This window comes from Paraburkholderia eburnea (genome assembly GCF_002917095.1).
GTDB lineage: Bacteria > Pseudomonadota > Gammaproteobacteria > Burkholderiales > Burkholderiaceae > Paraburkholderia > Paraburkholderia eburnea.
The window spans coordinates 148,055-171,999 of sequence record NZ_PQGA01000012.1; the positions used below are offsets into that span (position 1 = coordinate 148,055).

General features: G+C 66.7%; 20 protein-coding genes. 10 read left to right on the top strand and 10 right to left on the bottom strand.

Annotation, left to right across the window (positions count from 1 at the left end; all coding sequences use genetic code 11):
• Window positions 1-191: 191 nt before the first annotated feature.
• On the top strand, window positions 192-1,613 hold the full coding sequence (locus B0G62_RS20795; RefSeq protein WP_103706118.1) for an NCS2 family permease: 1,422 nt from the start codon (window positions 192-194) through the stop codon (window positions 1,611-1,613).
• Between the two features lie 132 nt (window positions 1,614-1,745).
• Here the strand turns inward: B0G62_RS20795 and B0G62_RS20800 are convergent, their stop codons facing one another.
• Window positions 1,746-2,126: a hypothetical protein gene (locus B0G62_RS20800; RefSeq protein ID WP_103706095.1), complete on the bottom strand. Its 381-nt coding sequence runs from the start codon at window positions 2,124-2,126 to the stop codon at window positions 1,746-1,748.
• Between the two features lie 90 nt (window positions 2,127-2,216).
• On the opposite strand from B0G62_RS20800, the gene B0G62_RS20805 reads away from it, so the two are divergent.
• Window positions 2,217-2,711, top strand: a complete 495-nt coding sequence (locus tag B0G62_RS20805; RefSeq protein ID WP_103706096.1) for an SRPBCC family protein — start codon at window positions 2,217-2,219, stop codon at window positions 2,709-2,711.
• A gap of 234 nt (window positions 2,712-2,945) precedes the next feature.
• Here B0G62_RS20805 and B0G62_RS20810 read toward each other — a convergent pair whose 3' ends face one another.
• Window positions 2,946-3,128: a hypothetical protein gene (locus B0G62_RS20810; RefSeq protein WP_027821027.1), complete on the bottom strand. Its 183-nt coding sequence runs from the start codon at window positions 3,126-3,128 to the stop codon at window positions 2,946-2,948.
• A gap of 139 nt (window positions 3,129-3,267) precedes the next feature.
• The gene (locus B0G62_RS20815) at window positions 3,268-4,167 is read right to left on the bottom strand and encodes an NAD-dependent epimerase/dehydratase family protein (protein WP_103706097.1); all 900 of its coding nucleotides are present in this window, start codon (window positions 4,165-4,167) and stop codon (window positions 3,268-3,270) included.
• Between the two features lie 117 nt (window positions 4,168-4,284).
• Here B0G62_RS20815 and B0G62_RS20820 point away from each other — a divergent pair, with 117 nt between their 5' ends.
• The 4 genes from B0G62_RS20820 (at window position 4,285) to B0G62_RS20835 (ending at window position 8,514) form a co-directional block, all read left to right on the top strand.
• On the top strand, window positions 4,285-5,220 hold the full coding sequence (locus tag B0G62_RS20820) for a LysR substrate-binding domain-containing protein (RefSeq protein WP_103706098.1): 936 nt from the start codon (window positions 4,285-4,287) through the stop codon (window positions 5,218-5,220).
• 114 nt (window positions 5,221-5,334) lie between these two features.
• Window positions 5,335-6,870 carry a histidine ammonia-lyase gene (gene hutH / locus B0G62_RS20825; RefSeq protein WP_167401318.1) on the top strand — a complete coding sequence of 512 codons (1,536 nt, stop codon included), beginning with the start codon at window positions 5,335-5,337 and terminating at the stop codon, window positions 6,868-6,870.
• A gap of 59 nt (window positions 6,871-6,929) precedes the next feature.
• Window positions 6,930-7,625, top strand: a complete 696-nt coding sequence (gene hutC / locus B0G62_RS20830) for a histidine utilization repressor (RefSeq protein WP_103706100.1) — start codon at window positions 6,930-6,932, stop codon at window positions 7,623-7,625.
• Window positions 7,626-7,845: 220 nt separating this feature from the next.
• Window positions 7,846-8,514 carry a hypothetical protein gene (locus tag B0G62_RS20835; protein ID WP_103706101.1) on the top strand — a complete coding sequence of 223 codons (669 nt, stop codon included), beginning with the start codon at window positions 7,846-7,848 and terminating at the stop codon, window positions 8,512-8,514.
• 28 nt (window positions 8,515-8,542) lie between these two features.
• Here the strand turns inward: B0G62_RS20835 and B0G62_RS20840 are convergent, their stop codons facing one another.
• Window positions 8,543-9,421, bottom strand: coding sequence for a LysR substrate-binding domain-containing protein (locus tag B0G62_RS20840; RefSeq protein WP_103706102.1), 879 nt, complete (start codon window positions 9,419-9,421; stop codon window positions 8,543-8,545).
• 145 nt (window positions 9,422-9,566) lie between these two features.
• On the opposite strand from B0G62_RS20840, the gene B0G62_RS20845 reads away from it, so the two are divergent.
• Window positions 9,567-10,829 carry an aspartate aminotransferase type Ic gene (locus B0G62_RS20845; RefSeq protein ID WP_181315624.1) on the top strand — a complete coding sequence of 421 codons (1,263 nt, stop codon included), beginning with the start codon at window positions 9,567-9,569 and terminating at the stop codon, window positions 10,827-10,829.
• Window positions 10,830-10,996: 167 nt separating this feature from the next.
• Entirely contained in the window at window positions 10,997-12,856 is a 1,860-nt protein-coding gene (locus tag B0G62_RS20850) for a DUF3857 domain-containing protein (RefSeq protein ID WP_103706103.1), read from the top strand.
• A 36-nt stretch (window positions 12,857-12,892) separates the two neighbouring features.
• Here B0G62_RS20850 and B0G62_RS20855 read toward each other — a convergent pair whose 3' ends face one another.
• The 5 genes from B0G62_RS20855 to glgC all read right to left on the bottom strand — a co-directional run bounded on the left by B0G62_RS20855 (window position 12,893) and on the right by glgC (window position 18,970).
• Window positions 12,893-14,002, bottom strand: coding sequence for a branched-chain amino acid ABC transporter substrate-binding protein (locus B0G62_RS20855; RefSeq protein WP_103706120.1), 1,110 nt, complete (start codon window positions 14,000-14,002; stop codon window positions 12,893-12,895).
• Between the two features lie 393 nt (window positions 14,003-14,395).
• Window positions 14,396-14,857, bottom strand: coding sequence for a hypothetical protein (locus tag B0G62_RS20860; protein WP_103706104.1), 462 nt, complete (start codon window positions 14,855-14,857; stop codon window positions 14,396-14,398).
• Between the two features lie 189 nt (window positions 14,858-15,046).
• Complete coding sequence (gene pdxY / locus B0G62_RS20865; protein WP_103706105.1) at window positions 15,047-15,934, bottom strand: pyridoxal kinase PdxY; 888 nt, start codon at window positions 15,932-15,934, stop codon at window positions 15,047-15,049.
• Between the two features lie 215 nt (window positions 15,935-16,149).
• Complete coding sequence (gene glgA, locus B0G62_RS20870; RefSeq protein ID WP_103706106.1) at window positions 16,150-17,610, bottom strand: glycogen synthase GlgA; 1,461 nt, start codon at window positions 17,608-17,610, stop codon at window positions 16,150-16,152.
• A gap of 88 nt (window positions 17,611-17,698) precedes the next feature.
• The gene (gene glgC, locus B0G62_RS20875; protein WP_103706107.1) at window positions 17,699-18,970 is read right to left on the bottom strand and encodes a glucose-1-phosphate adenylyltransferase; all 1,272 of its coding nucleotides are present in this window, start codon (window positions 18,968-18,970) and stop codon (window positions 17,699-17,701) included.
• Between the two features lie 405 nt (window positions 18,971-19,375).
• On the opposite strand from glgC, the gene B0G62_RS20880 reads away from it, so the two are divergent.
• Window positions 19,376-20,467, top strand: a complete 1,092-nt coding sequence (locus B0G62_RS20880; protein ID WP_103706108.1) for an alpha/beta fold hydrolase — start codon at window positions 19,376-19,378, stop codon at window positions 20,465-20,467.
• A 93-nt stretch (window positions 20,468-20,560) separates the two neighbouring features.
• Here B0G62_RS20880 and B0G62_RS20885 read toward each other — a convergent pair whose 3' ends face one another.
• Window positions 20,561-21,556 (bottom strand): LLM class flavin-dependent oxidoreductase, encoded by a 996-nt coding sequence (locus tag B0G62_RS20885; protein ID WP_103706121.1) that lies wholly within the window; start codon window positions 21,554-21,556, stop codon window positions 20,561-20,563.
• A gap of 859 nt (window positions 21,557-22,415) precedes the next feature.
• Between B0G62_RS20885 and hpnI the strand changes: the two genes are divergently transcribed.
• A complete protein-coding gene (gene hpnI, locus B0G62_RS20890) occupies window positions 22,416-23,732 on the top strand; it encodes a bacteriohopanetetrol glucosamine biosynthesis glycosyltransferase HpnI (protein WP_103706109.1) in 1,317 nt (438 codons plus the stop codon).
• The last annotated feature ends 213 nt before the right edge of the window (window positions 23,733-23,945 follow it).

The window sequence follows — 23,945 nt, forward strand, 5'->3', positions numbered from 1 at the left end:
GACGCCTTGGCCTAACCTTCGAACCTGTCAAAAGTTGTCAAAACACAAGTTGTCAAAAAATAGACACGCGCCACAAGAGCGCATCTGGCTGTGCGTCGACACCCACAAGTCAACCTGCGAGACGAACCTGATGACGGATCCCCAAGGAGATGCGGGACCGTTTCAGCATGCTGATAAAGGAGGCACTCACCATGATGGAACCCCACGCACAGCCGTTATCGGAAGTAGCAAGCATTGCCGATCCGGCGCTTCGCGACAGCGAAGTCGATGAAACCCTCGCCGAAGCAAGCGGCGTCCTCGACCGTTATTTCGGCATCGCCCAGCGCGGCAGTTCCTTGCGCCAGGAATGCATTGCCGGCGTCACCACCTTCCTTGCGATGGTGTATTCCGTGTTCGTCGTGCCGGGCATGCTCGGCAAGGCGGGCTTCGACACCAGCGCCGTGTTCGTCGCCGTGTGTCTGACTACCGCCTTCGGCTCGCTGTTGATGGGCCTGTGGGCGCGGTTGCCGATCGCCATCGGCTGCGCGATTTCGCTCACGGCGTTCACCGCCTTCGGCCTCGTGCTCGGCAAGGGCCTCAAGCCCGAAGTCGCGCTCGGCGCCGTGTTCCTGATGGGCCTCGTCTTCACGGCGATTTCCGTGACCGGCGTGCGCTCGTGGATCCTGCGCAATCTGCCGCATGGCATCGCACATGGCACGGGCATCGGCATCGGCCTGTTCCTGCTGCTGATCGCCGCCAACGATGTGGGTCTCGTGGTCAAGAACCCCGGCGCGGGCCTGCCGGTGTCGCTCGGCCATATCACCTCGCTGCCGGTGATCATGTCGGTGGTGGGGCTGGCCGCGATATTCGGCCTCGTGCGCCGCCGCGTGCCGGGCTCGATCCTGATCGTGATCGTGGCGATTTCGGCGCTCGGTCTCGCACTCGATCCGGCTGTGAGCTTCCACGGCGTGTTCGCGTTGCCGACGCTGTCGGCGCCCGGCCATGCCTCGCTGATCGGCGCGATGGACATCAAGGGCGCGCTCTCGCTGAGCGTGCTGCCGAGCGTGCTCGCGCTCGTCATGACCGCCGTGTTCGACGCCACCGGCACGATCCGCGCCGTCGCGGGCCAGGCGGGCCAGCTCGACGCCAGTGGCCGCATCATCAACGGCGGACGCGCGCTCACGGCCGACTCGGTCAGCTCGATCTTCTCGGGGTTCTTCGGCGGCGCACCGGCGGCGGCCTATATCGAATCGACGGTGGGCGTGGCTGCCGGCGCGAGGACGGGCCTCGCTGCCGCGCTGGTGGGCGTGCTGTTCCTGGCGGTGATGTTCTTCGCGCCGCTCGCGGGACTCGTGCCGTCCTATGCCACGGCGCCCGCGCTGATGTATGTCGGCCTCATGATGCTGTCGAGCGTCGCGCGTCTCGACATGGCCGATATGGTCGATTCGATGTCGGGCCTCGTCTGCGCCGTGTTCATCGTGCTGACCGCCAACATCGTCACGGGCATCATGCTGGGCTTTTCGACGCTCGTGATCGGCCGCGTGGTGAGCGGCGAGATCAGGAAGCTCAACGTCGGCACCGTCATCATCGCCGTGGTGCTCGCGGTGTTTTACCTGGGCGGCTGGGCCATCTGATGCACTGATATCGATGACCCGGTCATCGGCAAGACGGAACGCCTGGCGGCCCGTCCTGCCGGCTTCACGGCCCGCGTCCGCTTCATGGCGGCGCGGGCCGTGCGGCATTTGCGGATGGAGCGGCGCTGCTTTTTACTTCGGCAGAATGCTTTTGCCGCGGCGCTTGCGCGGCTTCGGCTCGACGCCCACGCGCGGATCGCGTGCGAGCACGAGCGCGACGAGCTGTTCGGCGAGGTCCTCGAACGCCGGCTCGTCCTGCGGCACGTAAAGCCATTTGCCGAGCACGGGATGCGGGCGCAGCGCGGGGAATTCGCCGATGAGCGCCGCGTGACGATCATGCGACGTGGCGACCAGCAGGCCATTGAACGGCTTGGCGCGGTCGGCGGCGATCAGGCAGAGCAGGCCGTCCACATAGGCGGCGTCGCAGCCGAACATCGGCTTGCGGATGTAGGTGGCGTCGCGCTCGAGGGCGTCGAAGATCCAGAGCAGCGAATTGCGGATTTTGGACGGCATGGTGTGCGCGCGAGCGGAAGAGAAGGGAGAAAACCGTCATTCTAGTGGCGCGGCGCTCGATCGTCTGGCCGCATTCGTGGAGGAGGACGCATGTCAACCAAACCCGACGCCGCAAGCCTTGGCGCAACCGTTGCAGGCAGCGCCAGCGACACAGCCAGTCCCGAATTCCTCAGCCTCATCCTCCGGCGCCGTATCAACGCGAGCGCCGCGAAGGTCTACGCGGCATGGACGCAAGCCGCGCAACTGATGCGCTGGATGCACCCGCTCGACACGATCTGTCTGCATGCCGAGGCGGACGTGCGGCCAGGCGGGCGCTTTCGCGTTCTGATGCGCTCGCCGGACGGCGAGGAATACGACGTGAGCGGCACGTACCGGGAAGTCGTGCCGGAATCGAAACTCGTCTTTACGTGGGCATGGCGCAGCACGCCTGAGCGCGAATCGCGCGTGAGCGTGACGCTGCGCGCCGAGGGCAGCACCACGGAATTGATGCTGCGCCACGAGCGCCTGTTCGACGAGGCAACACGCGATGCTCACCGCGAAGGCTGGTCGAGCGCGCTCGATTACCTGGTGGAATGGTTCGAGTGAGTTGATCCGAACGACGATGCCAATCCGCAAAGGATGAAGGCGCGATGGAGTCGCGAAAAATTGATTCGGATGCCGAATGGATGCGCCATCGCGGCCGCGATGAAGCCAGCCCGCGGCAGCACGCGTGCTGCTCGCACGAGCAGGAGCCTTCATAGGGGAAAAGCGGGGAGAACAGCCGGACGAAAGCTGTTGAAAAGCGATTGTAAGTACAACGAAGTCGTGCGTAATCCCGCTTTAAAGAGACATTTCGAAAGCAGGGCGTAGCAAGACTTCGATCGCCATCACGATGAGGCCCATCGCGGCGGCGGCGAGCGTCAGCGTGCCGTATTCGTCGTAGCGCGCATCGTAGAGGCACGCAACCACGAACAGAATGGCGAGCAGATTGGTCAGCCAGTCGAAGTTCAGCGCGAGAAGCATCGGCGTATCCGGAGGCCGGGCATAAGAACGCGCCGGCAGATAGTGCAAACCGGCGCGATTTTATCGGATTGAGCTTACGGATACGCAACAACACTGTGCTGCTGACCACCTATTTTCGCATTGGGTTTCTAAAACCGTCCTACACCGCAGGCATTTCGTCGCGAATCCACTCGGTGACCGACTTGCGCTTAGGCGCCCATCCCAGCAGCTTGCGTGCGCGCTCGCCGCGCACGCGGCTGTTCGAACCCAGACCGTACGACGCCATCTCGTAGCCCCATTCCTCGATGGCCTGTTCGAGCGGCCAGTCCTGCGCCGCGCCCAACCCCATCTTTTGCGCCAGCGCGGCCGTCATGGTGCGGAAATCCGCTTCGCCGCTCTCGACGAAATAGAACGTACCCGCCGGCGTGTTCCCGAGCGCCAGGCGATACAGCTCCGCCACGTCGTCCACATGCACGTTCGACCAGATGTTCAGGCCGCGTCCGACATGACGCATTACGCCGCTCTTTTGCGCCTGACGGATCAGACGCGGCAACTGCACGCTGGCCGCACCCGGCACCGCGCCCACGCCGTAAATCAGCGTGTTGCAGAGCACGGCGCTTCTCACGCCGTGTTGCGCGCCGGCCAGCACGAGATCGTCGATGGCCACGCGCGCGGCCTTGTCGGGCGTCGGCGCGGGCAGGGCGTCTTCGTAGTAAATCTTGTCGGTCGCCTCGCCGCCCGAGGCGTCGCCGACGATGCTCGACCCGCTCGTATGCAGCAGCGTTTTGCCCGAGCCTTCGAGCGCGTCGAGCAACGCCTCGACGGCGCCGCGATGGTCGCTGCTCGCCGCGTTGATCACGGCGTCGGCGGCGCGCGCTTCGCGCATCAGCAACTCGCGATCGTCGAGCGCGCCCGCCACCGGCACGATGCCGAGCGCTTCGAGATCGGAGAACTGGTCGGGGCGGCGCACGAGGCCGCGCACTTCATGGCCCGTGCGCGCCAGATGCGCGGCAATCGTGCCGCCGATAAAGCCGCCTGCGCCTGTCACGAATACTTTCATGGGTTTCTCCCGTGGTCCGGAAATTCACTGTCGATTCAACATGGCAGCCAGTATCGCGGCATTCGTGCCTTGCAAAAACCGTGTTAGTCTCAAATGAATCTTGATTGTGGATCAATAATGAAAACCTCCACCGACGAATTGCTCGTATTCGTCACCGTGATCGATGCGGGGTCGATCACCGCCGCCGCCGAAAAACTCGATCAGACCGTCTCGGGCGTGAGCCGGGCGCTCACCCGCCTCGAAAAGCAACTGGGCGTCGCGCTGATTCTGCGCACCACGCGCCGCCTGCAGCTGACCGAGGAGGGCGAGCTTTTTCTCGAACGTGCGCGCGCCATTCTGGCGGCGATGGAAGACGCCGAGGAGGCTGTCACCCGTCATCGGGAGCAGCCGTCGGGGCGCCTGCGCGTGGACGCGGCCACGCCCTTCATGCTCCACTGCATCGTGCCGCACATGACGGCGTTTGCCGCGCGCTATCCGGACATTCAGCTCGAACTCACCAGCAACGAGCGCATCGTCGATCTGCTGGAGCAACGCGTCGATATTGCGATTCGCATCGGCGCGCTGCAGGATTCCACGCTGCACGCGCGCTCGCTGGGCGTGAGCCGGCGCCGCGTCGTGGCGAGTCCCGCGTATCTCGCGGCGCACGGCACGCCGCGCACGCTGGACGCGTTGCGCGCGCATCGGCTGATCGGTTTTACCGCCCCCGCGCAACTGAACCGCTGGCCGTTGCGTCTTCAGCGCGAACAGGACGGCAGCGACACGCAAGGCGCGCTATTCGGCGACGACGCCAACGAAGGTCTCGCGATCCAGCCCGCGCTCGCGGCGTCGAGCGGCGAGACCATCCGCCAGCTCGCGCTGGGCGACGCCGGCCTTGCCTGTCTGTCCGACTTCATGACCGCCGCCGACCGCGCGGCGGGGCGTCTGGTGACCGTGCTCGACGACGCGCTGCTCGCCGAGCGCCAGCCGATCCACGCCCTCTACTACCGCAGCGCCGCGCTGGCCGCGCGCGTGCAGTGCTTTCTGGCGTTCATCGTCGGGCGGCTGGAGGCGTGAGCGGCGCGGGAATGCACTAGTGGATAGTCCCAGGTCGCGGGCGAGGGCGCGGAGGTTGTCTATACAGGCGGGACAGGCTAGACTGCCCGTCACTTGTATAGACAGGATTCGATCATGCTCCTCACGCCCGGCCATCTGACCCTGCCGCAACTGCGCCAAATCGCACGCGCCACGGACGACAACGCAGTCAAACTCGAACTCGACCCCGCGAGCTTCGCCGCAATCGATGCGGGCGCGCGCGCCGTCGCCGAAATCGCGGCCAAGGGCGAACCCGCCTACGGCATCAACACGGGCTTCGGGCGTCTCGCGAGCACGCACATCCCGACCGACCAGCTCGAACTGCTGCAGCGCAATCTGGTGCTCTCGCATGCGGTGGGCGTGGGCGAGCCGATGTCGCGTCCGGTCGTGCGTCTGCTGCTCGCGCTCAAGCTTTCGAGCCTAGGCCGTGGCCACTCGGGCATTCGCCGCGAGGTGATGGATGCGCTGATCACGCTGTTCAACGCCGACGTGCTGCCGCTGATTCCCGTGAAGGGTTCGGTGGGCGCCTCGGGCGACCTCGCGCCGCTCGCGCATATGTCGGCGGTGCTGCTCGGCATCGGCGAAGTGTTCATCCGCGGCGAGCGCGCCAGCGCCGAAGCCGGTCTGGCCGCCGCCGGCCTCAAGCCGCTCACGCTGCAAGCCAAGGAAGGTCTCGCGCTGCTCAACGGCACCCAGGCGTCGACGGCGCTCGCGCTCTACAACCTGTTCGCGATCGAAGACCTGTACCGCACGGCGCTGGTCGCGGGCGCGCTGAGCGTGGACGCGGCGGCGGGCTCGGTCAAGCCGTTCGACGCGCGCATTCACGAACTGCGCGGCCATCGCGGCCAGATCGAGGCGGCTTCGGCCTATCGCACGCTGCTCGAAGGCTCGGCAATCAATCTCTCGCACCGCGACTGCGGCAAGGTGCAGGACCCGTACTCGCTGCGCTGCCAGCCGCAGGTGATGGGCGCGTGCCTCGACCAGATGCGCCACGCCGCTAACGTGCTGCTGATCGAAGCCAACGCGGTCTCGGACAATCCGCTGATCTTCCCCGAAACGCATGAAGTCCTCTCGGGCGGCAATTTCCACGCCGAGCCGGTCGCGTTCGCGGCGGACAATCTCGCGCTCGCCGCCGCCGAAATCGGCGCACTGGCCGAGCGCCGCATCGCGCTCTTGATCGACGCGACGCTGTCGGGCCTGCCGCCTTTCCTCGTCAAGGACGGCGGCGTGAATTCGGGCTTCATGATCGCGCACGTGACGGCGGCGGCGCTCGCCTCGGAGAACAAGACGCTTGCGCATCCGGCTTCGGTGGATTCGCTGCCGACTTCGGCCAACCAGGAAGACCACGTGTCGATGGCGACCTTCGCCGCGCGCAAGCTCGCCGATATCGCCGACAACACCGCCAACATCCTCTCGATCGAACTGCTGGCCGCGGCCCAGGGCGTGGATCTGCGCGCGCCGCACGCAACCAGCCCGGCGCTGCATCGCGTGATGGAAGCGGTGCGCAGCAAGGTGCCGCACTACGATCTGGACCGCTATTTCGCGCCCGACATCGCTGCGGTGACCCGGCTCGTGCAGGACGGCGCGATCGCGGCGCACAGCCCGCTGTCGTTCGAATCGGAAGCGCGCTAGGCGCGAGGCGTTGGGCGTGGGCATCGCCGCGATGCTCACGCTCAATGTTTGAAAGAGCGATGAACGCACCCGCATACCAGGGCATCAAGGACTTCATCCTCGCGCGCATCCATGCGGGCGAGTGGGGCGAGGGCGACCAGGTGCCGTCGGAGAACGAGCTTGCGCGCGAATTCAAGGTCGCGCGCATGACCGTGAACCGCGCGCTGCGCGAACTCACCGCCGAGCAGGTGCTCACGCGCGTGCAGGGCGCGGGCACCTTCGTCGCGCAGCCGAAGTACGAATCGACGCTGGTGGCGATCCGCAGCATCTCCGACGAAATCCTCGCGCGCGGCCACGCCTATCGCGCGGCGGTGCTGGAAATCGGCGCGATCGACGCCGATGACGCGCTCGCGGACGAGATGGGACTGCGCACCGGCGCGGCCCTGTTTCACTCGCGCGTGCTGCATTTCGAAAACGACGAACCCGTGCAGCTCGAAGAGCGCTGGGTCAATCCTGCGCTCGCGCCCGACTACACGCAGCAGGACTTCACATACATCACGCCGAACCAGTACCTCGTGCGTGTCGCGCCCTTGCAGCGCGTGGAATATCGCATCGAGGCCCTCGCGCCCGGGGACGACACACGCACCCATCTGGCGATGAAGCCGTCCGAGCCGTGTCTCGTGCTGCATCGACGCACGTGGTCGCGTCAGGCGGTGGCGTCGGTGGCCAATCTCTGGCATCCGGGCAGCCGCTATCGCTTTACCGGGCATTTCTAGCAGACCTATTTGCCACGTAGTCCGAAGTATTGGCATCGGTCGGACCGTGCGCAAATCTTGTCTCTAACGTTTCGACCCCGCTTTTCGGGGGCTCAAACGCTTCTCTCTCATTTCCCTTTCGCTCGCGAACTTCGGCACGCGGGTTGCGTCCTGCCTTGCGATGCGGCTAACCTTGAGGAATTGGCCAGTCGGTTTTGGCCCGCTAGGGAGGACCTGGGCGATGGAAGATTCCGGCGCAGCGCTCATGCCTGTGTGGCGCGCGAATCTCGCGATGCTCACCCGCGAAGTGGGCGCCGTCACGCGCCTCGCGCGGATGATGACGTTTTCCGAAAGCTATATGAAGCTGATCGTGTCCGGACGGCGCGACTTCAGCGCGGAGTTCGTGCGCGGCGTGGAGGCGGTGACAGGCTTGCCCGAAGGCTGGATGGACGAGCGCCACGAGGCGGCCGAGGTGCCCCCGCAGGCGCGCGCCGCCATCGCCGAAGAAGCGCCGCATGCGCGTTTTCGCGGCACGGCGCATCCGGTGCGCAAGGCGCCGGTGCTGCGCGCCGAGCCGATTTTCGGCCAGCGCACCAGCAGCCGCCTGGACAGCGGCAGCGGCCCCGCGCAAGCCGGTACGGCCAGGCGCACCGCCGGTACGCGCAAGATCCGCGATCTTGCCGCGCAGGACGTGCGCAAGCTCGAACGTCATCTGAGCATGCTGCCGGTCGAGCCGGCCGTGTTGCGCGCACGCATCGAAGACGTCATCGCGCAGGCCGAAACCGACGAACGCGCGCGCGCCGACCTGGAAGGGCGGCTCGAACAGATCGAAAAGCATCGCGAATTGCTCTTGCGCCACATCTCGCGCCTCCACGCGCTGCTCACGCGCCAGGGCGACGAGGAAGCCTGAAGCGTTAGCGCCGCCATGGCGTAGAAGCTCAGACGCGCAGTTCCGCCAGAATCTGTTCGGCGAGGAAGTCGCAGGGCGGCCGGTTCGAACGCGCGCTGCGGGCGAGCACCACTTCGAGTTCCGGCAACTCGGGCAGGCCGTGCTGGCGGCCAAGCGTTACGAAGGTCTCGGGCACCGCGCAGCGCGCGAGCGGCGCGATGGCGAGGCCGGCCGCCACCATGCTGCACAGGCCCATCAGGCTCGGGCTTTCGTATGACGTGCGATAGGTGATCCGTTCGCGCTCCAGGGCTTCGATGGCGTTCTCGCGCGCCACGCTGCCCGCGCTGAAGAGGGCGATCGGCAGCGGCCGCTCGCGCCAGATTTCCCGGCCGATCGCCGCGCTCACGGCGGCGGGGGGCGCTGCCCACACCATCGGCTCGAAGCGGATGAATTCGCCCGCGAGTCCGCCCGAACCCGTCGTGCTGGTCACGCAGGCCAGATCGATCTTGTTCTCGCGCACCAGGGGCGCCAGCGCGCTGCTCGGCAGCCCCACGACCTGAATCTCCACCTTCGGCCAGTTCGCCGAGAACTTGCGCAACACCGGCGGCAGCAGCGACGAAGCGTAATCGTCGGGCATGCCGATCGACACGCGCCCCTTGATCTCCGGATGCGCGAGCGTGGCCCACGCCTCGTCGCGTAGCGCCAGCATTCGCCGTGCATAGCCGATCAGCGTATGGCCGTCGGGCGTGGGGGTGACGTTGCGCGGCGCGCGGATAAAGAGCGGCTTGCCGATGGCCTCTTCGAGCGCGCGGATCTGCATCGATACCGCTGCCTGCGAGCGATGCACGAGCGTGGCGCCGCGCACGAAGCTGCCTGCGTCGGCCACGGCCACCACCATGGCGAGTACGTCGAGATCGAGAGTCTTCATGAAATCAGGCTCGAAAACGGATTTGCTATCAGAAAATCTGATCGAAAAGTTCAATATAACGCGTTTGTCTGAAGATGGCGACGTCCGTATGCTGGATCCGGATCTGAACGTACCACGCCACTGACGGCCCAAACCGGGGAAAGCGATGTCGATAAGCCCGCCCAATGTTTTGAACTACGAACGATTCCGGCAATGGCAGATGCGGCTGGATTTGTCGCGCGGCAAGCCCGCGCCAGAACAGCTCGACCTCTCGCAGGCCTTGCTCGACGAAGCGGGGCAGGCGGGGTATCGCGCCCGCGACGGCTTCGACTGCCGCAACTATGGGTTGCCGCTGGGCCTGCCGGAGGCGCGCGAGCTGGGCGGCGAGTTGCTGGGCGTGCCGGCGGCCCAGGTGGTCGCGGCGGGCAATTCGAGCCTCGAACTGATGCACGATGCGCTCGCGTTCGCGCTGCTGCATGGCGTGCCGCAAGGCGAAGAAGGCCCGCGCGGCGCCCCGTGGCGCGCGCAGGGCGAGATCGCGTTTCTCTGTCCCGCGCCCGGTTATGACCGCCATTTCGCGATCTGCGAGGCGTTGGGCGTGCGCATGATCAGCGTGCCGATGCACGACGACGGCCCCGATATGGACGCCGTCGAATCCCTTGTGCGTGAAGACGCCTCGATCAAGGGCATGTGGTGCATGCCGCTCTACAGCAACCCGACGGGCGCGATCTACGCCGATGAAGTCGTGCGCCGGCTCGCCGCCATGCCGGCCGCCGCGCCGGACTTCCGGCTGTTCTGGGACGACGCCTATCGCTTCCATCATCTGACCGATACGGCGCACACGACGCTCGACGTGATCGCGGCCTGCGCGGCGGCGGGGCATGCCGGGCGCGTGCTGATGTTCGCCTCGCTCTCGAAGGTGACGATCGCGGGCGGCGCGCTCGCGTGGCTCGCGGCCTCGCCGGGCAACGTGGCCTGGTGGCAGCGCTGCGCGTCGGTGCGCTCGATCGGGCCCGACAAGCTCAACCAGTTGCGCCACGTGCGCTATCTGCGCGGGCGCGCCACGCTCGACGCGCTCATGGCGCGCCATCGGGCGCTGCTCGCGCCGAAATTCGCCGCCGTCGACGAGGTGTTTCGCGAACGCCTCTCGAACGTGCCGGGCGTGCGCTGGAACGTGCCGCAAGGCGGCTATTTCATCAGCCTGTACGTGCCGCCGGGCCACGCGCGGCGCACGGTCGAACTCGCGGGTGAAGCGGGGCTCGTGCTCACGCCGGCGGGCGCGGCGTTTCCTTATGGCGTCGATCCGCAGGACAGCCATCTGCGCATCGCGCCTTCGTTCGCATCGCTGGACGAGGTGCGGCTGGCGGCGCAGGGGATCGCCGTGTCGCTGCTGCGCTCGCTGGAAACGAGCGAGGCGCTCGCGGGCTGATCCGCCGGGAAGCATCAGGAAACATCGGGGAGACATCGGGCGACGACACGCGGCAATGTGCTAAAACGGGAAGCGCATTTCATCGTCCGAACGAGGTTCCGGTGCCCCGATCGTCTCTATCGCCTTCAGCCGCTTTTCGCCTGTCACGCGCGCTCGCGGGGGTCTTGATGTTCGCGCTCGCGAGCGCCCAGGCCCAAACGCCTGCCGACGAAGACATCTCGCCCGCCACGCTCGAACGCGACGTCCATCTGTTCGTGATCCAGAAGGACGGCTCGGGCCAGGAGCACGACGATTCGACGATGCGCGCCAACACCACGGCCGGCGTCGATGCGGTGGCGCAGCGCTATGTCTGGTTCAATAAGGATATCGAATCGATTACGGCGCTCACCGCGCAGACCATCGACGCCGACGGCAGCGTGCACGAGGTGGCGCCAGGCGGCATCCGCGACGTGCAGGAGCCGCGCTCGGCGGGCGCGCCGACCTTCCAGGACGGCGTGTTGCGCACCGTCATCTTTCCCGGCGTGCAGCCCGGCGCGCGCGTGCGGCTCGCGTTCGACAAGCGGCGGGCGCAGGCGCTCCAGGCGGGCACGTTCTCGTATTTCGTCGAACCGCCCGCCGAGCCGGTCGAGTTCCAGCGCCTGATCTTCGATCTGCCCGCCGACCTGCCGCTTTATGCCGATGCGCGCGGCTACGAAGCCCTGCCTCCGGTCACCGAAAACGGCCGCACCCGCTATACCTTCGATTTCCGCCAGGGGCAGTTGCCCGCGCTGGAAGCGGGGGCGGTGGCGCGCGTGAACTGGGGCGCGCGCCTGATGGTGAGCACGGTGCCGGACTACGCGAGCTTCGCCGCGCGCTATCGCGAAGCCGCCGCCGATCCCACCGCGACCGATCCGGCCATCGCCGCCTTCGCGCAGGCGCTGACGGCGGGCGTGACGGACCCTGGCGACCCACGCGAAAAAGCCGCGCGCATCTACGACTGGATGCGCCTGAACATTCGCTATGTGGCGCTTTTTCTCGGCACGACGGCGGCCGCGCCGCACCGCGCGATCGACATCCTGCGCGACCGCTATGGCGACTGCAAGGACCACGTCGCGCTCTTCACGGCGCTGCTGGCGGCGGTGGGCATCCGCGCCGAGGGCGCGCTGCTGAACCTTGGGCCGGTCTATTCGCTGCCCTCGGTGCCCGGCTACGGCGAGGAGGCCATCAATCACGTGATCGCGTGGCTGCCCGATCTGGGTCTCTTCGCCGATACCTCGTCGGGCGGCGTGGCTTTCGGCTTTTTGCCCGCGGGCGTGATGGACCGCCCCGCGCTGCTCGTCGACGACGGCGTGCTCGTGCGCACGCCCGCGACCCAGCCGCGCGCCCGCTCGGCGCAGCTCGACATCGAGGTGGGCGAAGACGGCAACGCGTCGTATCGCTATCGTGTGGAGGAGGCGGGCGCGCTCGCCGAAACGGAGCGCAACACCTTTCGCCGCGCGACGCATCAGGGCGCGCAGCAGATCGCCGCGCAGCGCTTGCGCCAGACCGGTCTCGCGGGCACGGCGCGGCTGACCACGGGCGCGCTCGACGCCACCAGCGGCGCGTTCGCGACCACGACCGACGGCACGCTCGACCACGTCGTCTGGCCCGACGGCACCACGGCGCTGCCGGCCTTGAGCAGCCTCTCGGGCGGCATCGCCTCGCAACTCGACAACTGGCTCGCGGTGCCGCGGCGCACTCAGCCCTGGGCCTGCATCAGCGGCGACTTCGAGGAACATGCGCGCATCACGCTGCCCGCGTTCGCTCGTGTGACGGATTTGCCGCGCGATCTCTCACGCGATACGGCAGCGAGCGCCGCGTCGCTCGACTACACCGCGCACTATGCGTTCGATCGGGACGCCCGCACGGTTGAGGTGACGCGCCGCCTATCGGCGCATTTCGGGCGGCAGATGTGCGCGCCGGAGGATTTCGCGCAGATGCGCGAGGCGCTGCTGCGCATGCAGCGCGACGCGCACGCTCAGATCGTCGTGCGCGCGAAAGCACAATGAGGCGCAATGAGGCGCAATGAGGCCGTCGAAGGAGTGTCAGCCGCCGCGCGTCGTCACCGGCACCCAGGCGCCTTGCTTGACCTGATAGAGCGTCGAGGCGCCGTTTTTCAGCGCGCCGGTGTCGTCGAAGGCGATGCGCCCGGTCACGCCGTCAAAGGAGAGCGTCTTGAGCGCGGCGCGAAACACATCGGGATTCGCCGATTTCGCCGCCGTCATCGCGTGGATCGCGGCCCACGTCGCGTCATAGCCGAACGGCGCATAGGCGAGCACCTCGGTGCCGAAGCGGCTCTTGAACTTCTGCGCGAAACGCGGCCCGTCGGGCAACTGCGCGAGCGGGCGCCCATATTCCCACGCGAGCGCGCCGTCTCCGGCCGGTCCCGCGAGCTGCACGAAATCGGGGATCGCCACGCCGCCGCCGCCCACGAACTGCGTGTGCATGCTGCGCGCCTTCATCTGTTTGACGAGGGCGGCCGCCTGGCGCGCGAGACCGCCGAAGTAGAGCAGGTCGGCGTCGGCGGCCTTGATGCGCGCGAGTTGCGGGCCGAAGTCGCCCGCGTCGGTGGGCGCGAAGTCGCGCGCGACCACATTGCCGCCGTGCTCCTTGACGGTGCGCTCGAACACGTCGGCTTCGCCCTGGCCGAACGCGGTGCGGTCGTCGACGATGGCGATGCGCCGCGCCTTCACCACGTCCACCGCCCATGCGCCCGCGATGCCCGCGTTCTGTGCGTCGTTGGCGATCACGGTGAAGGTGTTGGCGAAGCCCTGCGAGGTGATGACGGGGTTGGTCGCGGCGGGGTCGATCATCGGAATGCCGGCGCTCTCGTAGATGCGCGAGGCCGGAATCGCCGTGCCCGAGTTGAAGTGGCCGACCACGGCGGCCACGTTCAGGTTCGCGAGGCGCGCGGCGGCCTGGATGCCCAGGCGCGGGTCGCCGCGGTCGTCGATGGCGATCAGCTCGAAACGCGCGGTCTGCTCGCCGATCTTGATGCCCTGGGCGTTGGCGTCGTCGAGCGCGAGCTGCACGCCGTTCTGCAGATCGTGGCCATAGTTCGCGTAGTCGCCCGTGAGCGGCGCGACAAAGCCGATGCGGATCGTGAGCGGTGTCGTGAGCGGTCCGGCCGCGCGCACCGTGGCGCCGGGCGCCATGCCCAGCGCGCACGCCAGGGCGCCCGCGCAGAGCGCGAATAGCGCGGCGCGGCGGGCGCGGCGCGCGGGGTGCCCGAAGGTTGGCCAGCCCGTGGGCCAACCGGATAGCAAGGCCGCGCGCCGCTCGCGCGAAGGCGCGCGCGAATCGATGCGGGGCGTGTGGCGCGGTCTCATCGTGACTCCTGGCGCTGTGCGGGCGCGGCGGTGTTCTTGTTTATGACGATCGCGCGGAGCCGCTGGGGCCGGTGCGCGCCTTGATGAAGGCGGTGCTGCAGCGATGCCGGTACGACGGTGCTTGCGGTGTCGAAGCCACGCGCGTGGCTGGGTGGCCGGCGTGGGTCGAATATAACAGGCCGGCGTGACGCGGGGCCGCACCGCGCTTTCCCTGCCCGGTCAGTATCCCGATTGCAGCGCCAGCAGCGTGTCGCGAAGTTGCACGAGCGGCGCCATGGTGCCTTCGTTGGCCCAGCCTTCGAGGTCGTCGAGCGCGCGGTTGCAGCCGTCGAGCACCACGTCCAGATCGACCGGCACGCCGTTGGCCAGCGCGAAACGGATGATGCGCTCGAAGCGCATGCAGTCGTCGTCGCCATAGGCGATGTCGAGGTTGTCGGCGATCGTCTGGGCGATGTCGCTGCGTTCGCGGTCTTCGGCATCGACGAAATCGATGATGCCGCGCGCGACGTCGGGGGCGTGATAGAGCGCGATATCGAGCCATTGGGCGGCGTCGAAATCGGCGTCGTGGCTGTGCTCTTCGAAGAATTCGATCGCTTCCTGCTCGTGCGTTTCGCCGCCGTCGACGGCAAGGCACAACTGCTCGAAATATTCTTCCTGTTCGCTACGGATGGAATCGGACATCGGTCAATCTCTTCTTTACTAACGCTTCAACTAACGGTGAGCGCCGAGGCCGGGAACCCGGATGGGAAACCGCTGGCCGCGCGCACATGCGGATCGCATTATAGGATGCGCCGTGCCGGGTGGCCGGGTTTGGCCTCCGAGTTGATACCCGGTCGGCACCCGACTGGCACCCGCTTGCCAAAGCGAAACTCAGACCAGATCGACGGTCCAGGCATCGAACCACTCGCGCGGGCGCGCGATCTGGTCCTGCGCCGCGACGATTTCCAGCTCGTAGCGCCCCGCGTCGTAAGTCGTCTTGACGACCGCGTTGACGGCCGCGAGCGTGTGCTCGAATGCGCGCCGCAGCGTGTCGCCGAGCATCAGGCGCGCGACGAAAATCGCGCTCGTGATGTCGCCCACGCCCACCGGCTGACGTGCGAACGGGTAGAGCGGGCGCTGCGCGAGCCACGCTTCGCGCTCGCTCACGACCATCATGTTGAAGGCGTCGGCGGGGCTGTTGCGGTCGAGCAGATGCTTCACGAGGATCAGCTTCGGGCCGCGCGCGATCAGTTCGCGGCAGGCATCGACGGCTTCTTCCGCGGTCTCCAGCTCCCGTCCCACGAGCCGCTGCAGCTCGCTGTGATTCGGCATCATCGCGTCGGCCACCTCGGGCATATGCGTGACGAGAAACTCCTGGATGCCGGGCTCGACGCGGCAGCCGCTGCCAGGAATGCCGCCGGTCGTGTTGAGCGTGCCCATCACCGGATCGCAGAAGTAGCGCGCGTGCGGATTGCCGGCTTTCACGGCGCGCACCACGTCGATCACGGCCTGCGCCTGATCGGGCGTGCCCAGATAGCCGGAGAGCACGGCGTCGCAACGCGGCAGCACGCCGATCGCGCCGATGCCTTCCACGAGTTCGACCATCTGGCCGGCGTCGATCGCGCTGCCGCTCCAGTGGCCGTACTGCGTGTGATTCGAGAACTGCACGGTGTTGAGCGGCCATACGTTCACGCCGAGACGGCGCATGGGGAACACGGCGGCGCTGTTGCCCGCATGGCCGAACACGACATGCGACTGGATGCTCAATACGTTTTTCATGGTCGTTTCGCTTCGGTCTGCCTGGGGATGATGCGGTTCGGCGGAAATGCGCCGGGACTCGCGGGAAGCCCGCCGCGCCTGCCGCACGGCGTTTGTGCGCAGTGCAGCAACGATAACCGAATTCGCCGCGCACGGTCGATGGGCGCGTGCGTGAGGTGTTGTGTATCGGATGTGGTCCGCGGGCGCGATCGCAGCGGCTGAAGCGATCGCAGCGATCAGACCAGTTCGCGATAGAGCGCCATGTAGCGCTGCGCCGAAGCCGCCCAGCCGAAGTCCTCGCGCATGCCGCGCGCGCGCGTCTCGCGCCAGTCGCGGCTGCGCGCGTGCAGGGCGAACGCGCGGCGGATCGCGGCCGTGAGCGCATCCGGCTCGAAACGCTCGAACACGAAACCGGTGGCCGTGCCGTCGGCGAGATTTTCGAGCGAGGCGTCCGTGACCGTATCGGCGAGGCCGCCGGTGCGATGCACGAGCGGCAGCGCCCCATAGGCGAGCGCATAGAGCTGCGTGAGGCCGCACGGCTCGAAGCGCGACGGCACCATCATCACGTCGGCGCCCGCGACGATCTCGTGCGCGAGCGTTTCGTCGAAGCCGAGTTCGACGGCGACCGCATCGGGATGCTGGCGCGCCGCGCGCGTAAAACCGGCTTCCAGGCTGGCGTCGCCGGTGCCGAGCACGACAAGCTGCCCGCCGCGCGCGACGATCTCGGGCAGCGCCGCGAGCAGCAAATCGAGGCCCTTCTGCTCGCTCAGGCGGCTCACCACGGCGAACACGGGCGCGTCGTGTTTCTGCGTGAGGTTGAAGCGCTGCTGGAGCGCCGCCTTGCAGCGCAGCTTGCCGCTCATGCGTGTGGCCGAATAGCGCGCGGCAATGGCCTCATCGGCCGCGGGGCTCCACACGCTGTAGTCCACGCCGTTGAGAATGCCGACGAGGTCGTGGGCGCGGCCCTTGAGCAGCGCTTCGAGGCCGCCGCCCTGCGCCACGGTCTGGATCTCGCGCGCGTAGGTCGGGCTGACGGTGGTGATCTTGTCGGCGTAGAACAGTCCAGCTTTCAGGAATGAAAGCTGACCATAGAACTCGACGCCATGCATGTCGAAGAAGTCGCCCGGCAGACCGAGCTCGTCGAATTGCCGGGCGGGGAAGATTCCCTGATAGGCCAGGTTGTGAATCGTGAAGACGCTGCGTGCCGGCGCATGGCCGCGCTCGCGCGCCGCCGCGCGCAGATACGCCCCCGCGAGGCCCGCGTGCCAGTCGTGCGCGTGCACGATGTGGGGCGCCCAGGCGGGATCGAGATGCTGCGCGAGTTGCGCCGCCGCCCAGCCGAGCAGGGCGAAGCGCTGGGCGTTGTCGCCGTAGGGCACATGCTCGTCGTCGAGGTACGGGTTGCCGGGGCGCGAGTAGAAGGCATCGGCGCGGACCATGTAGACCGGCAGATCGTTGCCGGGCAGGCGGCCCAGTTCGAGCGTGGCCTCGCGCGCGCCGAAGCCGCGTTCGAGCCGCGCGATCGGGCGCAGGTCGGCGAGACCCTGGGCCACGCCCGCGAAACCTGGCAGCAGCACGCGCGCATCGGCGCCCAGTTCGATCAGGGCGGCGGGCAGGGCGGCCGTCACATCGGCAAGACCGCCGGTCTTGAGAAGGGGATAGAGTTCGCTGGCTACATGCAGGACGCGGATCGTCATCGGGGCGGAAATCCTCTGGATTGCATTCTCGGCTGCGGGCGCGGGTTCAGCGGGCTTCAGGTGGCTTTGGGCAGCTTCAGCCAGGCGCTCACGCGCCCGGCCCAAGATTCGCCAGCGCCTCGCGCGTGACCAGCACGATGCCGTTTTCGGTGCGATAAAAGCGCTCGCCGTCGCGCACCGGGTCTTCGCCGATCACCGTGCCGTCGGGAATCGCGCAGCCGCGGTCCACCACGACCTTGCGCAACCGGCAGCTCGCGCCCACGCTCACCTGTGGCAACAAGACTGCCTCGGCAATGTTGCAGAACGACTTCACGACCACATTCGTCGAGAGCACCGAGCGCGAAATCTGCGAACCCGTGATCACGCTGCCGCCGCACACGATCAGATTGGTGCCGGAACCCTGCAGGCCGTTGAGGTCGCGCACGAACTTCGCGGGCGGCAACTGCTCCTGATAGGTCCAGATCGGCCAGTGGCGGTCGTAGAGGTCGAGCGCGGGTATCGTCGACGCCAGGTCGAGATTCGCCGACCAGTACGCGTCGATGGTGCCCACGTCGCGCCAGTACGGCTCGGCCTTCGGGTCCGACGACACGCACGACATGCTGAACGGATGGGCGATCGCATGGCCGTCGGTGACCACGCGCGGGATGATGTCTTTGCCGAAGTCGTGATCGGTATCGCCGCTCGCGATGTTTTCTTCGAGCAGCTTGAAGAGATACTCGGTTTCGAACACGTAGATGCCCATGCTGGCGAGCGCGATGTCGGGGTGGCCGGGCATGGCGGGCGGGTCGTCGGGTTTTTCGACGAAGCCCGTCACGCGGCGCGACTCGTCCACCGCCATCACGCCGAAGGCGCGCGCGTCCATGCGCGGCACCTCGATGCAGCCGACGGTGCAGTCCGCGCCGCTGGCGGCGTGGTCGGCGATCATCCGCGTGTAGTCCATCTTGTAGATGTGATCGCCGGCCAGCACGACGACGTATTTCGGCGAAATCGAGCGGATGATGTCGAGGTTCTGGTACACGGCGTCGGCCGTGCCGCGATACCAGTGCGCGCCTTCGACACGCTGCTGCGCGGGCCAGAGGTCGAGGAACTCGTTGAATTCGCCGCGCAGGAAACCCCAGCCGCGCTGCAGATGGCGCAGGAGCGAATGCGCCTTGTACTGCGTGACCACGGCGATGCGCCGTATGCCGGAATTCAGGCAGTTCGACAGCGCGAAGTCGATGATGCGGTACTTGCCGCCGAAGTGGACCGCGGGCTTCACGCGCTTGTTGGTGAGGGGGCCTAAGCGCGTGCCGCGTCCGCCCGCGAGCACGATGGCGAGCGTGGTGCGCTGCAGATCGTTGAGGCTTGCCGGAGTTTCCATGGTCGTCTCCTTGTTGTGGTGTGCCCCCGGTGAACCTGAGTCTGACGACGTTGTGATTGCGTCGTTTTTATGACCGCGCCTTGACTGTTCTAGCACCGAAAACGGCATTGCGCGAATCGATCGCGCATCGTGCAATCGGCTTGCAGCGGGCGGTGAGAAAGCGGTGGCAAGGTGGTAGCAAGTGGTAGCAATTGGCAAGCCCGGGCTTGCCCGGTTTGCCGGCGATTGCGCCGGTCGTAGCGAGCGCGGGATGCAGGCTTGGCGACGCCGCTGGTCCATGCCCGCTAGAATCGCAGGCGGTCCGCGTGAAGGCCGATGCGGCGGTTCTGCTGCTTTGTACCACTTCCGCTGCTTCGGCCGCTTCGGCTTGTCGCGTGGCCATGCCCCATACCCTCGACATTGCCCATGCCACCGATCCGCAAGCTTTTCGCCATCACCGCCTGCTGCGCCGCCGCATTGAGTCTCGTTGCCTGCGCGGCGGGTAACGGCGCTGGCGCCCCTGACGTATCGACGCCTGCCCCCACCGCCGCTTCTGCGTCTGTCTCTGCGTCCGATGGCCCCGCTTATGGCCCCGAACTTCAGGGCTTCGACTATCCGCATCCGGTTCACGTGTTTAGCTTCACCTCGCAGGGCCAGACGCTGCACATGGCCTACATGGACGTGCAACCGCAACAGCCCAATGGCCGCACGGCGGTCCTGCTGCACGGCAAGAACTTTTGCGCGGCCACCTGGGGCGACACCATCACGCGCCTGGCCGCTGCGGGCTACCGCGTGATCGCGCCCGACCAGATCGGCTTCTGCAAATCGAGCAAACCCGCCGCGTACCAGTTCAGCTTCCAGCAACTCGCGCGCAACACGCACGCGTTGCTGGCGTCGCTCGGCATCGGGCGCGCGACGATCATCGGCCATTCGACGGGCGGCATGCTGGCGGTGCGCTATGGCCTGATGTATCCGCGCGAGACCGAGCAACTGGTGCTCGTGAACCCCATCGGTCTGGAGGACTGGAAGGCGAAGGGCGTGCCCTCGCTGTCCGTGGACGACTGGTACGCGCGCGAACTGAAGACGAGCGCCGACGGCATTCGCCGATACGAGCAATCGACTTACTACGCGGGCACCTGGAACGCGCGCTACGAGCCGTGGGTGCAGATGCTGGCGGGCATGTATCGGGGCGCGGGGCGGGCGCAGGTCGCGTGGGATTCGGCCTTGCTCTACGACATGATCTACACGCAGCCCGTTGTCTATGAATTCGGCCAGTTGCAGATGCCGACACTGCTGCTGATCGGCCAGAAGGACACTACGGCGATCGGCAAGGATGCCGCCGCGCCTGGGGTTCGCGCGCAGCTCGGCCACTATCCGGAGCTTGGGCGCGCGGCTGCGAAGGCGATCCCGCACGCGACGCTGGTTGAATTCCCCGATGCCGGGCACGCGCCGCAGATGCAGGACCCCGAGGCGTTTCACGCGGCCTTGCTCAAGGGACTGGCGGCGCTGCCGCATTGACGGCTCCGGCGTGAGCCAGAACCCAAAGCGGGCGCATCCGGTTCAGGATGCGCCCGCTTTTTTACGCCTTCACCCGTGGCGTCAAACGCAGCTTCAGCGCGCGGCGGCCATCTCGTCGCGAACCTCGGCGGTGATCTCGAACGATCGCAGACGCTTCGCGTGATCGTGGATCTGGGCGGTGACGATCAGCTCGTCGGCGCTGGTCTGTTCGAGCACGGAGGCCAGTCCCGCGCGCACGGTCTCGCGATCGCCGATCACCGAGCACGCGAGCGAATGCGCGACGCCCGCGAGTTCGTACTCGTTGGCGGCGATCTGCTCGACCGGCGGCGGCAGTTGTCCCGGCGTGCCGCGCCGCAGGTTGACGAACTGCTGTTGCAGCGAGGTGAAGAGAAAGCGCGCTTCCTCGTTGCTCCCGGCGGCGAACACATTCACGCCCACCATCGCGTGCGGCTTCGCGAGCGTCGCCGACGGCCGGAACTGCGTGCGATAGACGCGCAGCGCCGTGAGCAGATGATCGGGCGCGAAATGCGAGGCGAACGCGAAGGGCAGACCCATCGCCGCGGCCAGTTGCGCGCCGAACAGGCTCGAACCGAGGATGTAGAGCGGCACGTTCAGGCCCGCGCCAGGCACCGCGCGCACGCGCTGACCTTCGACGGGGGCGGCGAACAGGCGCTGTAGCTCCGCGACATCGTCGGGGAAGGCTTCGGCGCTGGCCTGCAGATCGCGGCGCAGTGCGCGCGCCGTGGTCTGGTCGGTGCCGGGCGCGCGCCCGAGACCCAGATCGATACGGCCTGGATAGAGCGCTTCGAGCGTGCCGAACTGCTCGGCGATCAGCAGCGGCGCGTGGTTGGGCAGCATGATGCCGCCCGAGCCCACACGGATCGTCTTCGTGCCGCCCGCCACATAGCCGATCACGACCGAAGTGGCGGCGCTGGCGATGCCCGTCATGTTGTGATGCTCGGCGAGCCAGTAGCGCTGGTAGCCCCAGCGCTCGGCGTGCTGGGCGAGGTCGAGCGTGTTGCGCAGCGCGGCGCCGGCGTTGGAGCCGGCGGGCACGGGCGAAAGGTCGAGTACGGAGAAGGGAGGCAGACTCATGGGGCGTTCCGGTGTGCTTCGGTCGTGGTGGGGCGCTGCGCGCGAGGTCGGAAACAATCGGGACAGAAAAATAGAGACAGAAACAATCGGACCCGCTGCAAGGCAGACGCAAGCTGGCGGCCATTGTGCCAAAGCCGCCTTGATTCTGCTGACGGCTATCCGGAACCCATACGCGCGGCGTGGTTTCCGTTTGTGAAGGCGCAATGGAGATTCGATTTAACTACCATGGATTATCGAATTGAATCGTAATTATTCTTGTTTAATTGAGTGCGGTCCATGTTTAATTCAAAATTATTAAAGAATGATTACGATAGGCTTACCGACTTTTTTCAATTCATAAAATCATGGAAGCCTGGCGTGATTAGCATGAAATCATTTCCGGCATCTTTCAGTATTCCATTTATGAGAAGCATTTTTGCGTGGCGTGCAAGAGCAGGTGGCGGGTCTTGCTGCTACAATTTTTGCGCTGAATCAGGGTGGGAGCAGTATGTTCGTTAAGTTTTCAGAAGTCTCCCCCATTCAATTGTCAGTTTGATTTGCGTCGCATCAAAACTCAGTGCCCTTATTTAAGGCGGCGCTGGCTGCGCTTATGCGGCACAGATACGATACCCGTCTGATTTTTTATGAAATTCTGGGCAGGACAAATGGTCCGAGGCGAAATGCGCGATATGGTCAATATGTCGCACGACGCTTTTTGCGATGTGCTTCCTATGGGCTGTGAGAAAGCAGGGCAGTCTGCTATATCGCGCGCGCTCTTTGCGCTTTGTGCGATTCGTCCAAAGCGCGTCATCGGATTGCGTCGCGCGGGCGAGAAGTTTGCCGGCCCTGGCCATCGCAGGCGAGGCGCCCTGGCATGACGAATTCGCTTTATTCCCTGTGGCCTTGCGGCTGGTGGCTGCTGGCGGCGCTGTGCGGCGCGGCCACGTTTTACGCCATCGGCGCGGCGCTGACGATGCCACGCTTCGGTTGCGCCGCGCAGGTGCGCGAAGCCGCGCGGCTGGCCCGCGCACGCGCGCCGGTGCCGGTCAGCGTGCTCAAGCCGCTGTGCGGCGCCGAGCCGCGTCTCTACGAAAACCTCGCGACCTTCTGCGAGCAGCACCACCCTCGCTATCAACTGATCTTTGGCGTGTCTTCGTCGCAGGACCCGGCCATTGCTGTCGTGGAGCGCCTGCAGGCTGCATATCCGGGCCACGACATCGAACTCGTGGTCGATGCGCGTGTGCACGGCAGCAACCTCAAGGTGAGCAATCTCATCAACATGGCCGGACATGCGCGCCATGACGTGCTGATCGTCTCCGATAGCGACATCGCCGTGGAACCCGATTATCTGGAGATCGTCGCGGCGCCGCTCGCCGATCCGGCCGTGGGCGTGGTGACGTGCCTCTACAGCGCGCGCAGCATCGGCGGTTTCTGGCCGCGACTGGGCGCGCTCTTCATCAACGAATGGTTCGCGCCTTCCGTGCGCGTGGCGCACTCGACGGGTTCGCGCGCGTTCGGTTTCGGTGCGACGCTGGCGCTCTCGCGCGCGACGCTTGAGCGCATCGGCGGCTTCGCGGCGCTCAAGGACGCGCTCGCCGACGATTACCTGCTCGCCCGCTTTGCGCGCGATCACGGCCTCGCCACGGTGCTCGCGCCGGTGCTGGTCGCCACCGACGTGATCGAGCCGACGTTGCGCACGCTATGGCTGCGCGAGACGCGCTGGCTGCGCACGATCCGCTCGGTCAATCCAGCCGGTTTCGCCTCGCTTTTCATCACGTTCACGACGCCGTGGCTCGTCATCGGCGCGCTGGCGTATGCGCTGCTGCTCGCGGGCAGCGGCGGCGTGCCGGTCTGCGCGTCGACGCGCGCGGTGCTGGCGGCCCTCGGCACGAGCACGGCCGGCGGTATCATCGCCCGACTGGCCTTGCACGCGCGCAGCAGCGCGGGCCTGGACGCGGGTTGGCGCACATTCCTGCGCGACCTGCCACTGGTGCCGCTGCGCGATGTCCTGCTGCTATTGCAATGGCTCGCCGCCGTGTTCGGCTCGCATGTGATCTGGCGCGGCGCGCGCGTGCCCGTCGCCAATCCCGATGCCCGCATGGTTGCCGGGCCACGTCCCGAACGCCCGATCAAGCCCACGGCGGGCGGGGCGCCACGGCGCGCCGCTGTCGAGGTCACGGATGGTCGTTGACGGACGGTCCGACACATCGCGAACACCCATCCTCGCGCGCGGCGCCAGCCCCATGCCGGTACGCGCGCAAACAGGTATCGATTGCCCCAATATCCAAGGTTAGCCGGAGCACCCCTCTCATGAAAACGCTGTTTTTGCAGGCCCCGTCCTATGACGGCTTCGACGGTGGCGCGGGTTCGCGCTATCAGGCGAAACGCGAGATCCGCTCGTTCT

Bases quoted from the DNA above. Each gene is read 5' to 3' on its own strand.
- B0G62_RS20795 (WP_103706118.1), top strand. From the start codon at position 192: ATGATGGAACCCCACGCACAGCCGTTATCGGAAGTAGCAAGCATTGCC.
- B0G62_RS20800 (WP_103706095.1), bottom strand. From the start codon at position 2,126: ATGCCGTCCAAAATCCGCAATTCGCTGCTCTGGATCTTCGACGCCCTC.
- B0G62_RS20805 (WP_103706096.1), top strand. From the start codon at position 2,217: ATGTCAACCAAACCCGACGCCGCAAGCCTTGGCGCAACCGTTGCAGGC.
- B0G62_RS20810 (WP_027821027.1), bottom strand. From the start codon at position 3,128: ATGCTTCTCGCGCTGAACTTCGACTGGCTGACCAATCTGCTCGCCATT.
- B0G62_RS20815 (WP_103706097.1), bottom strand. From the start codon at position 4,167: ATGAAAGTATTCGTGACAGGCGCAGGCGGCTTTATCGGCGGCACGATT.
- B0G62_RS20820 (WP_103706098.1), top strand. From the start codon at position 4,285: ATGAAAACCTCCACCGACGAATTGCTCGTATTCGTCACCGTGATCGAT.
- hutH (WP_167401318.1), top strand. From the start codon at position 5,335: ATGCTCCTCACGCCCGGCCATCTGACCCTGCCGCAACTGCGCCAAATC.
- hutC (WP_103706100.1), top strand. From the start codon at position 6,930: ATGAACGCACCCGCATACCAGGGCATCAAGGACTTCATCCTCGCGCGC.
- B0G62_RS20835 (WP_103706101.1), top strand. From the start codon at position 7,846: ATGGAAGATTCCGGCGCAGCGCTCATGCCTGTGTGGCGCGCGAATCTC.
- B0G62_RS20840 (WP_103706102.1), bottom strand. From the start codon at position 9,421: ATGAAGACTCTCGATCTCGACGTACTCGCCATGGTGGTGGCCGTGGCC.
- B0G62_RS20845 (WP_181315624.1), top strand. From the start codon at position 9,567: ATGTCGATAAGCCCGCCCAATGTTTTGAACTACGAACGATTCCGGCAA.
- B0G62_RS20850 (WP_103706103.1), top strand. From the start codon at position 10,997: ATGTTCGCGCTCGCGAGCGCCCAGGCCCAAACGCCTGCCGACGAAGAC.
- B0G62_RS20855 (WP_103706120.1), bottom strand. From the start codon at position 14,002: ATGGCGCCCGGCGCCACGGTGCGCGCGGCCGGACCGCTCACGACACCG.
- B0G62_RS20860 (WP_103706104.1), bottom strand. From the start codon at position 14,857: ATGTCCGATTCCATCCGTAGCGAACAGGAAGAATATTTCGAGCAGTTG.
- pdxY (WP_103706105.1), bottom strand. From the start codon at position 15,934: ATGAAAAACGTATTGAGCATCCAGTCGCATGTCGTGTTCGGCCATGCG.
- glgA (WP_103706106.1), bottom strand. From the start codon at position 17,610: ATGACGATCCGCGTCCTGCATGTAGCCAGCGAACTCTATCCCCTTCTC.
- glgC (WP_103706107.1), bottom strand. From the start codon at position 18,970: ATGGAAACTCCGGCAAGCCTCAACGATCTGCAGCGCACCACGCTCGCC.
- B0G62_RS20880 (WP_103706108.1), top strand. From the start codon at position 19,376: ATGCCACCGATCCGCAAGCTTTTCGCCATCACCGCCTGCTGCGCCGCC.
- hpnI (WP_103706109.1), top strand. From the start codon at position 22,416: ATGACGAATTCGCTTTATTCCCTGTGGCCTTGCGGCTGGTGGCTGCTG.